Origin of the sequence: Thermococcus sp. (assembly GCF_027066465.1) — an archaeon.
GTDB lineage: Archaea > Methanobacteriota_B > Thermococci > Thermococcales > Thermococcaceae > Thermococcus.
The window spans coordinates 1-3,234 of record NZ_JAMONU010000057.1 but is presented as its reverse complement, the minus strand read 5'-3'; the positions used below and the strand labels follow the sequence as shown (position 1 = coordinate 3,234).

6 protein-coding genes are annotated in these 3,234 nt (G+C 48.5%); all 6 read left to right on the top strand.

The features are described 5' to 3' along the window. Positions 1-55 precede the first annotated feature (55 nt). Positions 56-391 carry a PIN domain-containing protein gene (locus tag MVK46_RS02545; RefSeq protein WP_297535057.1) on the top strand — a complete coding sequence of 112 codons (336 nt, stop codon included), beginning with the start codon at positions 56-58 and terminating at the stop codon, positions 389-391. Between the two features lie 5 nt (positions 392-396). Beyond that, positions 397-954: a dTDP-4-dehydrorhamnose 3,5-epimerase gene (gene rfbC / locus MVK46_RS02540; protein ID WP_367182624.1), complete on the top strand. Its 558-nt coding sequence runs from the start codon at positions 397-399 to the stop codon at positions 952-954. 56 nt (positions 955-1,010) lie between these two features. After that, entirely contained in the window at positions 1,011-1,208 is a 198-nt protein-coding gene (locus MVK46_RS02535) for a hypothetical protein (protein ID WP_297535053.1), read from the top strand. After that, entirely contained in the window at positions 1,168-1,677 is a 510-nt protein-coding gene (locus MVK46_RS02530; protein WP_297535051.1) for a type II toxin-antitoxin system VapC family toxin, read from the top strand. Before MVK46_RS02535 ends, MVK46_RS02530 begins: the two co-directional genes overlap by 41 nt. Next, positions 1,674-2,534, top strand: a complete 861-nt coding sequence (gene rfbD / locus MVK46_RS02525) for a dTDP-4-dehydrorhamnose reductase (protein WP_297535049.1) — start codon at positions 1,674-1,676, stop codon at positions 2,532-2,534. The genes MVK46_RS02530 and rfbD overlap by 4 nt, the downstream gene beginning before the upstream one ends. A gap of 364 nt (positions 2,535-2,898) precedes the next feature. Continuing rightward, a partial coding sequence (locus MVK46_RS02520) for an AAA family ATPase (RefSeq protein ID WP_297535048.1) occupies positions 2,899-3,234 on the top strand: 336 nt, incomplete at its 3' end.

Sequence of the window (3,234 nt, the reverse complement as noted above, 5' to 3'; positions counted from 1 at the left end):
CCTCTACTCCCAACGAAACCTATGAGAAATATTACAAAAAGATGAGGGAGATTGAATGGGAGAGGACAGAAAGCTTTACGACACGAACGTCCTGATTGAGATGGTTAAAGGAACGACAAATGCCAGCAAGGGGTACACGACGACCCTCAACCTCGTCGAGTATCCGAAGGGCGTTGTTCTTGACCTGGGAGTTCTAATTCCTACACCCAAGGAGTACGCATTGGCAGTTGAACTCTCTGAAAAGCTCGTAAAGAAGGGAACCCCAATTCCAGCTGTTGACATCGTGATTGCGGCGGTTGCCATAAACAGGGGTTTGACGCTGGTGACGATGGATAAACACTTCAGTGAGATAAAGAAAGTCGCGCCCGAGCTTAAACTTGAGTTAAGGTGATGGCGATGCCCTTCGAGTTCGAGAGGCTTGAGATTCCAGATGTGATTCTGATTAAGCCGAAGGTCTTCGGCGACGAACGCGGCTTCTTCATGGAGACTTACAAAAGGCCAGACTTCGAGAGCGCTGGAATAAAAGGAGAGTTCGTTCAGGACAACCATTCCCGCTCCCGCTACGGTGTGTTGAGGGGCCTGCACTTCCAGCGTGAACCCTACGCGCAGGCGAAGATAGTCAGGGTCGTTCGCGGGGTAATCTACGACGTTGCCGTTGACCTGAGGAAGGACTCGCCGACGTTCGGAAAGTGGGTTGGGGTTATCCTGTCAGAGTTCAACAAATGGCAGCTCTACGTTCCCAAGGGCTTTGCACACGGCTTCGTCGTGCTGAGCGATGTGGCGGATGTTGTCTACAAGGTGGACAACGTATACGCCCCCGACTACGAGGGTGGTATTATCTGGAACGACCCCGACCTGAACATAGACTGGCCACTTGATGAACCCATAATCTCGGAAAAGGACAGGAAGTGGCCGACGCTGAGGGAAGCCATCGAGAGAGGCTGGGTGTTCTAAGGTATTCTCACAAATCTTTTTTAGTTCCGTTGTCCAGACAAAAGTGAGGTGATAAAGTGGGCAAAGTGGTGATTACTATTAATGTTCCTGACGGCATGGAGGAGTTCGTTAAGTCCCTCCTAGAGAGAGAGGCCCGGCTCATAGTACGAAAAATCTCCACAAGAGACTTCAGAGACACCTTTGGGGTTCTAAAAGGGAAAAAGAGAAGCGTCGATGAGATTGAGGCTGATATCTATGATGAGTGGGAAGTTTAAGTTTTTCATTGACAGCAATGTTATTCTGGACTACTTTTACGGGGAGAATCGTGCAAGGGAAATCATGGAGGCCGCAAAAAGCCTCGGTGACGTTTTCATAAACGGCATTGTTCTAACTGAGGTCTCAATCAGATATCTAAAGGATTCTACTGGAGAAAAGAGCTACACTTTGAAACATAACCCTCAGCTTGTCAGGGACGTAGATAAAGGTCCACTTTATTCGATTCTTGATGAGTTCTCCTATCTCTCAGATAATATGCCTATCGGTGAGGACGCAATAGTACTCATGGACACCTATGGACTCCTGCCAAACGATGCAATAATTCTCGCAACCTGTAAGTTCTATGGGATTAAGTATCTGATATCGTTCGACAGCGACTTTAGAAAAGCGTGTGAAGGGGAAGGAATAACGCTTGTGGATAGCAAAGGAAAACTGGAAGAACTTATCAAGAACGGTGGTTCGTTATGAAAATTGCGGTAATCGGTGCCAGCGGTCAGCTCGGGACGGATTTGGTTGAGGTTTTTAGGGAAGAGCCCTCTTTTGAAGTGATTCCGCTGACTCACAGAGATGTAGATGTTACGGTTCCGGAGACTCTGAAGGTGCTGAAGGAGCTGAAGCCGGACGTCATCATTAACACGGCCGCATACGTGAGGGTTGATGACGCGGAACTCTACCCAGAGAAGGCCTTTGCAGTCAATGCCATAGGTGCACTAAACGTCGCGAGAGTTTCCGAGGAAATCGGGGCGGTGAACGTTTACATAAGCACGGACTACGTCTTCGACGGCGAGAAGGGGAGTCCCTACGTTGAGGAAGATATCCCAAACCCGATAAACGTTTACGGGGTGAGCAAACTGGCTGGAGAGGTTTTCACGAGGAACTATTCGAGGAGGCACTACGTCATTAGGGTGGCGAGCCTCTACGGTAGAGCCGGGGCGAGCGGGAAGGGAGGCAACTTCGTTAACTGGGTCATCGAGAAGGCGAAGCGCGGGGAAAAGCTTAGGATTGTTGACGACCAGATGATGAGTCCCACTCACACCCTCGACGTCGCGAAGACCCTCGCGGAGTTCTTGAAGATGGAGCCGGAGTACGGAGTGTACCACATGGTAAATGAAGGCCACTGCTCCTGGTACGATTTCGCCAAGACGATCTTTGAAATCCTCGGCTGGAACGTTGAGATTGAACCTATAAAGTCAAGCGAGCTGAACAGACTCGCGAGGAGACCGAGGTTCTCGGCTTTGGAGAACAGGAAGCTTCATAAGATTGGACTGAAAATGCCGACGTGGAGGGAGGGACTGAGGGAGTATTTGGGCCGAAAACAGTATTAGGTTAATGACACTTCAAGTTTCAAAGCCAGTGAAAAACTCTACCATCATCGATAAGTTGCGTCAGAAACTAACGCGACCTCTTAAGGGGTACAAACTGAGGAGAGAATTTACTGGGAGCGCACACTGCACACACAAACAGGTATGCAACAGGTTGCCCGTTGCATGAACGGTGCGTTTCTGTTGCACTCATGCAACATCGCAGGAAACAGGGAGCAAAACTTAAACTTAAAAGAAAAACACAACCAAGGAACAACTACAAACGAATTGTTCCACGAGTGAGGCGAACCGGTAGTGTTTTAAAAATACGCACTAAACTGCACAATTTTTTTAAACTTTGTGCACCACATCTTTATAGGTGCACAGAATGAGAAAGCACATAATAGCCCAGAAGTACGAACTTGAGCGGCTGAAAAGGGAGCCCTATGTTAAGAGAGAAGCCGAGGAAAAGCTCAAACGGTACCTCCAAACTGACGTGATAAAGGTTATAACCGGGCCCCGAAGGGCAGGAAAAAGCTTCCTGGCGGTAAGAACCCTCAAGGAAAATTTCGGTTATGTGAACTTCGATGATGAGGTGCTGGCCAAAACAGAGGATCTTGATGACGTTCTGAAGCTCGTTCACGAGGTTTACGGAGACTTTAAAACAATTTTTCTCGATGAAATCCAGAACGTTGATGGATGGGAACTTTTTGTGAGCAGGCTA

What these genes read in the sequence shown, in the direction of transcription:
- MVK46_RS02545 (WP_297535057.1), top strand. Translation starts at nt 56, where the DNA reads ATGGGAGAGGACAGAAAGCTTTACGACACGAACGTCCTGATTGAGATG.
- rfbC (WP_367182624.1), top strand. Translation starts at nt 397, where the DNA reads ATGCCCTTCGAGTTCGAGAGGCTTGAGATTCCAGATGTGATTCTGATT.
- MVK46_RS02530 (WP_297535051.1), top strand. Translation starts at nt 1,168, where the DNA reads ATGAGATTGAGGCTGATATCTATGATGAGTGGGAAGTTTAAGTTTTTC.
- rfbD (WP_297535049.1), top strand. Translation starts at nt 1,674, where the DNA reads ATGAAAATTGCGGTAATCGGTGCCAGCGGTCAGCTCGGGACGGATTTG.